Source organism: Mycobacterium sp. E2462 (assembly GCF_001672685.1).
Classification (GTDB): Bacteria; Actinomycetota; Actinomycetes; order Mycobacteriales; family Mycobacteriaceae; genus Mycobacterium.
Genome location: NZ_LZKC01000334.1, coordinates 1 through 7663, shown reverse-complemented (window position 1 = coordinate 7663; position 7663 = coordinate 1). Strand labels below are relative to the sequence as shown.

The 7663-nt window shown below is 70.9% G+C and carries 4 protein-coding genes and 1 pseudogene; all 5 read left to right on the top strand.

The window, feature by feature from the left end; translation table 11 throughout:
• Positions 1 to 890: pseudogene (locus A5714_RS17510) on the top strand (hypothetical protein); the annotation flags it as partial.
• A gap of 99 nt (positions 891 to 989) precedes the next feature.
• Positions 990 to 2846 (top strand): bifunctional diguanylate cyclase/phosphodiesterase, encoded by a 1857-nt coding sequence (locus A5714_RS17505; protein WP_068287200.1) that lies wholly within the window; start codon positions 990 to 992, stop codon positions 2844 to 2846.
• Positions 2847 to 2856: 10 nt separating this feature from the next.
• On the top strand, positions 2857 to 4542 hold the full coding sequence (locus A5714_RS17500) for a hypothetical protein (protein ID WP_068287197.1): 1686 nt from the start codon (positions 2857 to 2859) through the stop codon (positions 4540 to 4542).
• Between the two features lie 160 nt (positions 4543 to 4702).
• Positions 4703 to 6172, top strand: coding sequence for a polysaccharide biosynthesis tyrosine autokinase (locus A5714_RS17495; protein ID WP_068287194.1), 1470 nt, complete (start codon positions 4703 to 4705; stop codon positions 6170 to 6172).
• A complete protein-coding gene (locus tag A5714_RS17490) occupies positions 6169 to 7638 on the top strand; it encodes an O-antigen ligase family protein (RefSeq protein ID WP_068065274.1) in 1470 nt (489 codons plus the stop codon). The genes A5714_RS17495 and A5714_RS17490 overlap by 4 nt, the downstream gene beginning before the upstream one ends.
• The last annotated feature ends 25 nt before the right edge of the window (positions 7639 to 7663 follow it).

Genomic DNA, 7663 nt, shown 5'->3' with positions numbered 1-7663 from the left:
CCGCCGTCGCGCAGCTGGTGGCGGCCAACGTCGCCGCCTTCGGGCGCACCCAACTCGTGGTGAGCCCGCAGAACCCCGAGATCGTGCGTGAGCTGTTCGCCGACGACGTCACCAAGAGGCTGTCCGCGCCGGTCGGCGTCCGCGCGGATTGCCTTGGCGTGCAAGCGCCGTTGCCCGAGTGGGCGGAGTCCGGCGACTCGCACTACGTGCGCACCAACGACGCGGTCGTCAGCGCGATCAAACAGCGCCTGGTCTCGGCGCCGGTGATCACCGACTGGTGCCGGTTGCCGGGCGGGACCGACCCCCGGTCCTACTACGAGAAGGGCCTGCGCGACGTCGTCCGCTACCACGTCTCGATGACGGCGAGCGCCCACTTCCCCGACCGGGATTCGTCGTCGGCCATGGACGCCAAGCTGTATCTGCTGTGGGCGCAAGCCAATACCTACGCCGGTTACCGCTACTCGGTCGAGGCCAAGCCCGGTTCCCAGTCGATCCAGGGCAAGGTCGCGACCATCTCGGTGGCGTGGACCAACTACGGCGCGGCGGCGGCCACCGAACAGTGGGCGCCCGGCTACAAACTGGTGGACTTCTCCGGCGCGGTGGTGCGCAACCTGCCCTCGACCGTCAACCTCAAGACGCTCGTGCACGACGACTCCAGCCAGTCGCGCGAGGAGGCGGTCCCCGAGTCGGCGACCGAGGCGGTGCACGTCGACATCACCGGGCTGGCGCCCGGGCACTACACGCTGCGGGCCGGGGTGGACTGGCAACAGCACAAGCCGGGCGCCTCGCACGTCGTCAATTACGCGCCGATGGCGCTGGCGCGCGACGGTCGCGACGGCTCGGGCCTGTATCCCGTTGCCACCCTCGACATTTCGAGCGACGCGCGGTAGCGGGTGCGCGGACCGCCGCGCACACCCGGTCGGGCTCCGCCGCGGGTGCTAAGGTTTCTTGCGGTAACGACCCCTGCCCTGCCCCTACCGGAGGTGTTCGTGCAGCGCAGCCTGGACCTGGTCGTCACCTCCGTCGCCACCCAACTCATGGAAGCCACCGCGGCCTCGGCGACCGCGGTGAGCCGCCAGGTGCTCGCGCAGCTCGTCGAGGAGTTCGACGTCGACGCCAGCTTCCTGTGCCACCACGACCACGACACCCAGACGACGGAGCTGGTCGCCCAGTGGCCGCCGCGCACTGACGCGCCGGACCCCGACCCCATGGCTTTCCTCCGGGCGGACGGCGCCCGCTCGCTGCTGGAGCAGTGCGAGCACGGCCGCCGACCCGTGGTCCTGCGGCCGGACCCGGCCGGCCGGTCGGGGCGGCGCGCGCCCGGCGGACCGGCCTCGCCCTCGGTGGCGGCCGCGCCGCTGGTGGCGGGCGGCATCACCACCGGGCTGCTGGGTTTCGTCAGGTTCGGGGCGCGCAAGTGGAAAGCCAAGGAGCTCAACACCCTCGAGGCCGTCGCCGCCCTGTTCGCGCAGCTGCAGGCCCGCATCGCCGCCGAGGAGCGGCTGCGCTACCTCGCCGAGCATGATGACCTGACCGGCCTGTACAACCGGCGGGCCCTGCTCGCGCGCCTCGCCGAGCGCCTCGCGCCGGACCGGCCCGGACCGGTCGCCGTGCTCTATTTGGACCTGGACCGGCTCAAGCCGATCAACGATTCGCTGGGCCACACCGCGGGCGACTGGTTCATCCGGTTGTTCGCGCAGCGCATCGGCGAATGCGTGGGCAGCGACAGCGTGATCGCCCGGCTGGGCGGCGACGAGTTCGTCGTCGTCCCCGATCAGCCGATGTCGTCGGAGGCCGCGGAGACGCTCGCCCGCGGCCTGTCGACGACGCTGTGCGAACGCCTGGCCATCGGCGGCCACGTGATCAGCCGCACCGTGAGCATCGGGCTGGCCGTCGGCATGCCGGGCCACGACAACTGCACCGACCTGCTGCGCCGCGCCGACGAGGCGGTGCTGACCGCCAAGCGGGCCGGCGGCAACCAGACCGCGGTGTCCACCGACGACATGTCGCTCAAGCGCGCCTTCCGCAACGACATCGAGTTGCACCTGCAGGGCGACATCGACGGCGAAGCCCTGCTGCTGCATTATCTTCCGGAGGTCGACCTGGGCACCGGCGCCGTCGTGGGAGCCGAGGCGCTGGTCCGATGGCGGCACCCGGTCTGGGGGCTGCTGCTGCCCGACGCCTTCATCGGTGTCGCCGAAACCACCAACCTCGCGGCCGAACTCGGCCGCTGGGTGATGCGCAGCGCGTGCGCCGAATTCAGCCGGTGGCGCGCCAACGGCGTCGGCCAGGGCGCCATCTTGCGCATCAACGTCTCACCGCTGGAACTGCTCACCCGCGGCTTCGTCCAGTCCGTCGCCGACATCATCGAGGAGTTCGGCATCGATGGGGGGTCGGTGTGCCTGGAGATCACCGAGCGCGCGGTCGTGCACGACATCGACATGACACGAAAGACGTTGGCGGAGCTCAAGGATGTCGGGGTGCAGGTCGCGATCGACGACTTCGGCACCGGCTACGCGGTGCTGTCGCACCTGAAGTCGCTGCCGGTTGACATGCTCAAAATCGACACCGGCTTCGTGCGCGAGCTCGGAACGAGTGCCGGTGATCTGGCCATCGTGCGCGCCATCATCGGTCTGGCCGAGGCGTTCGGCTTGGAAGTGGTGGCCGAGGGTGTCGAAACCCCGGCCGCCGCAAAGACTTTGATGCAGCACGGCTGCCACCGCGCGCAGGGCTTCCTATTGTCGTGTCCGGTGCCCGGCGAGGCAATGGAGGCGTTGTTGTCTGCGCGGTGGATGCCGCTGCCGTTCCTCGCCGACCGCGAGACGTTGCCCCTGGGCGGGATCTAACATCGCAACGATGCTCCGACACTCGAGAATAGGCAGGGCGGTCGCCGTGCTGTGCGCGGCGCTGCTGCTGGGCGGATGCGGCGGGGGTGACCGTGGCGCGTCGGGCCCGCTCGTGGTGGTGCCCGGGGCGACGATCCCGCCGGGCGTGCAGGAGATCGCCAACCCGCTGCGCGGGCAGTACGAGGACCTCATGATGCCGCTGTTCCCGCAGGCCAACCCGGCCCAGCGGCGCTACCCGGCGTGGCCAGCTTCCGACGACGCCAGCCTGCGGGTGTCCTGGCGCCAACTGCAGCCCGCCGACCCGGGCACGCTGCCCCCCGACACCCCCGATGACAAGAAGTTCGACTTCAGCGTGATCGACGAGGCGCTGACCAAACTGGCCACCCGCAACATGCGGCTGACGCTGCGGGTGTTCGCCTACAACTCCTGCTGCGACGCCAGCTACCCGAACAACACCAACATCGCCATCCCCGACTGGATGCGGCCGGCGTCGGCCGAATACCCCGGGCCGCAACGGTATTGGTGGACACCCGGGGTGACCCAGGTGGTCCCGAACTGGAACGACCCCGCCTACCTGCGTGCCTTCGGCGACCTGCTCGCCGCGCTCGGCCGGCGCTACGACGGTGACGAACGGCTCAGCGTGTTCGAGTTCTCCGGATACGGAGACTTCAGCGAAAACCACATCGCCTACCTGCGGGACAAATTGGGCGCCCCCGGGGCGCCGCCGGACGAGAGCGTCGCGAAGTTGGGCTACTACAGCCAGTTTCGCGACCAGAGCATCACCAGCGCATCGATCCAGCAGCTGGTCGCCGCCAACGTCGACGCGTTCCCCCACACCCAGCTGGTCACCACGCCGCTCAACCCGGAGATCGTCAAGCAGCTGCTCGACGACGACGTGACCAAGAAGCTGTCGGCGCCGGTGGGCATCCGGTCCGATTGCCTCGGCGTGCTGGCGCCCCTGCCGGCGTGGGCCGAAGCCGACGGCTCCCACTACGTGCAGACCAAGAACCCGCTGGTCGGTCAGCTCAAGGACCGGATGGCGTCGGGCCTGGTGATCACCGAGTGGTGCCAGCTGCCCGACGGCACCGACCCGCGCACCTACTACGACAAGGGCCTGCGCGACGTCGTCAAATACCACGTGTCGATGACGTCGAGCTTCAACTTCCCGGCGGTCGACGCGACCACTCCCATGGACCCCGCCCTGTATCTGCTGTGGGCCAAGGCCAACGTCTTCGCCGGCTACCGCTATTCGGTCGAGCCGCGGCCCGACTCGCAGACGGTGCGCGACGGCGTCGCGACGCTGTCGGTGGTGTGGACCAATTACGGGTCCGCCGCGGCCGTCGAGAATTGGGTGCCCACCTACCGGCTCGTGGATTTCGCGGGCGCCGCGGTGCGCACCCTGCCGGCGACCGTCGCGCTGAAGACCTTGGCGCCCGGGAAGTCTCAAGACTCCGGCGACGAGCCCGTCGCCACGTCGCACACCGAGTCGGTGTCCGTGGACCTCAATGGGTTGCCGCCGGGGCACTACACCCTGCGCGCCTCGGTCGACTGGCAGCAGCACAAGCCGGGTGCGTCGCACGTGGTGAACTATCCACCCATGCACCTGGCCCGCCACGGGCGCGACGAAGCCGGCGGCTATCCGCTCGCCACGCTCGACATACCGCGCGACGCGCTGACCTCCGTGCCCCCGCGGTGAGCGGCGGGCGCGGCGCCGCAGCAAAGTCGCCGAACCCCCCGCCGAACCGCCGGTTCCGAGGTCACGATGGGTGCATAATGTCGGATGAACTTTGCGCGGCGGGTGTGAAGTGACACAATTCGGCGCCTGTCGGCGGGCGTCGATCCAGAGAGGTTAGTGGATGGATTTCCGCACCTTCACCAGGGTTTTGCTCGCGCATTGGAAACTGGCCCTGGGGGCGCTGCTCGCCTGCACCATCGGCGCCGCTGCCGTCACCGCCGTGCAGACCAAGCACTATCAGTCGTCGGCCACCCTCCTCGTCTCCTTCCCCGGCGCCACCGACCTCACCGAGCTGTACAACGGCACCCTGACCGCGCAGGAACGGTTGTCGTCCTACGCCCAGATCGCCGGCGGCCGCACCGTCGCGCAGCGCGCCGTCGCCCAGCTGCAGGTGCCGCTGAGCGCCGACGACCTGGTCTCGCAGACCCAGGTGAAATACACCGCGAAGTCGATGCTGTTCACCATCAGCGTCCGGGACACCGACCCGTCGCGGGCGGCCGCGCTGGCCGGGGCCATGGCCGACCAGTTCGCCGCGCTGATCCCGACGCTCGGGGCGGGCGCGGGCCCGAACGGCCGGGCCGCCCCCGCGACCGCCGGCCCGTCCGTGGCGCCCAAGCCCGACGACGCCGAACCCGCGGCGCCGGTGGTGGTGCAGCCGACGGACGCGACCGGCACGCCGGCCAAGCCGCTGCCGGTGGCCCGGGCCCGGGTGGTCGAGCCGCCCCGGGTGCCCGACCACGCGATCACCCCGGTGCCGGCGCGCAACATGGCGATGGGGCTGATCGCGGGGATACTGCTGGGCATCGCGGTGGCCCTGACCCGCGAAGCGGGCGACCGCACGGTGCGCACCCGCGAGAAACTGGAACAACTTTCGGGCCTGCCGACCCTGGCCGAGCTGACCGGCAAGCGGGGCAACACCCCGCGGTTCGGCAGCGACCCCACCTTCGACGACGCCGTGCGCGGGCTGCGGGCCCGGCTGCTGCGGGCGATGGGCCCCGACGCCCGGCGCGTGCTGGTGGCGGCGCCGTTCGGTGGTGAGGGCACCACGTCGACGGCGCTCAACCTGTCCTTGGCGCTCGCCGAGATCGGCGAGGACGTCCTGCTGATCGAGGGCGACACCCGCCGCCACGTCATCGCGGGGCTGTTGCGGGTGGAGTCGGGGGAGGGGCTGGGCAACGCGTTGGCCAACCCCGACATCGCCGCGGAAGCCGTCAAGCCGACCGGCATCCCGAAGCTGTTCACCCTCGCGTCGCGGACCGCGCGCCGCGACGCCCCCACCGCCAGCGCCTTCCTGCCCGAGGTGATCGACCGCGTGCTGGACGATCTTTCGTCGCGCTTCGACCGAATCGTCGTCGACGGACCGCCGGTGCTGGCGACGGCCGACAGCGGCCTGCTGGCCGGCGCCGTGTCCGCGACCGTGCTGGTGGTGCGGGCGAACCGCACGACGGTCGACGAACTGAAGGACGCGCTGAGCGCGTTCCGCGCGGCGGGCGCAGAGATCGTCGGCACCGTGCTGACCGACGCCCGGCCGTCAATGCACCTGCGGGCCGCCGCGAAGAACTACCGCGCAAAGGTCAGCGGGCCGGCGTGATCCCCTACCTGCCCGGTCGCCGTCGCCTGGCAGTGGACGGCGTTTTGCTGGCGGTCTTCCTGTTCGGCTGCGTGCTGTTCGGGGTGCTCTCGGTGCGCCGCACCACCGAGGGCGTCATCCTCATCGCCGCGTTGTTCTGCCTCGTCGTCTACTGGGTGAAACCCGAAGGCATGGTGGGCGTCACGCTGTTCGGCGCGTTCGCCGCGCTGCCGGAGGGCCTGCACGTCGGCAAGGTCATCGGCCCGCTGGCGGTGTACGCCTATCAGGGTGCCGCGCTGCTCGCGATCGCGTACCTGCTGCCCAAGGTGCGGTTGCGGTTCGGCGACTGGCTGCTGCCCGGAGTCTTCCTGCTGACCGTGCTCTACTACACGCTGCTCGGATTCGAGGTCGGCCACGACTCGACGATGGTGGTGCGCGAGTCGACGACGCTGATCGAGATGGTCATCGGGTTTGTGATGGCCCTGCTGGTGGTCTACGGCGGCTACGTCCGGTGGACCCTGCGGGTGATGGTGGTGATCCTGTGGTTCTCGGCGGGCATGGCCATCATCAGCTCGCTGCACGCCATTCGGTTGGCCGGCCGGGCGGAAAGCCTGGAGGGCGCGACGGGCGCCGGGCAGGCCCTGCGCATCGTGCTGTCGATCCAGTCGCCGGCCACCGCCGCGCTGTCCGGGCTCGTCGCGGCCGCCGTCATGGGGCGCGTGCGCCCCGCGGTGTATCTCGCGTTCGGGCCGCCCGCGCTGATCATCTCGCTGCTGTCCTTCGCCCGGAACACCCTGATCGCCATCGCGGTGGCCGCCGCGGTCGCCTTCGTCACCAGCTTCGGCTGGCCGGCCATCCGCCGGACGGCGGGCGTGGTCGCGTTCAGCGCGGCGGTGTTCGCGGTGACCGTGCCCGGATCGCTGTTCCTGCTGCAACATTCGGGCGCCGGATCGTGGCTGAGCGACCAGTTCAGCGCGTTCAACCAGCGGGTGCTGGGCGGCGTCTCCGCCAGCGCACTGGCCGTCGACGAGTCGACCCTGGACCGGCTGCGCGAGGTCGCCCGCCTCAACGACGCGATCGCGCAGGCGCCGGTGTTCGGCCACGGGCTGGGTTACGCCTACCAGCTGCCCTCCGGCAACGACCCGAACGCCTTCTCCTGGAAGCTCGGCCCGACCTACTCGCACCTGTTCTACCAATGGTGGCTGGCCAAGGCCGGGGCGGTGGGCATGCTGGTGTTCGCCTGGTTCGCGCTCACCCCCGTGGTGCGGGCGGTGCGGCGCGCCACCCCGCAGGCGAAGCTGGCCGCCGCCGTCAGTTCCGCGCTGCTCGCGATCACGGCCGTGTGGCCGCTGCCCGAGATGCCGATGGACGCCCTGGCGATCGGACTGGCCCTGGGCGCGACGATGGCGTTCGCCCGGTTGCCGCGCCCCGAGCGGGCGGACGCCCCGCCGGCCGCCGCCCCCGCGCTGGCCGGGGCGCACCCGTGACCGCGGTCATCCACGTCGGCCCCGA

Excerpts from the sequence above, each read along its gene's own strand:
- A5714_RS17500 (WP_068287197.1), top strand. The coding sequence starts at position 2,857 with ATGCTCCGACACTCGAGAATAGGCAGGGCGGTCGCCGTGCTGTGCGCG.
- A5714_RS17495 (WP_068287194.1), top strand. The coding sequence starts at position 4,703 with ATGGATTTCCGCACCTTCACCAGGGTTTTGCTCGCGCATTGGAAACTG.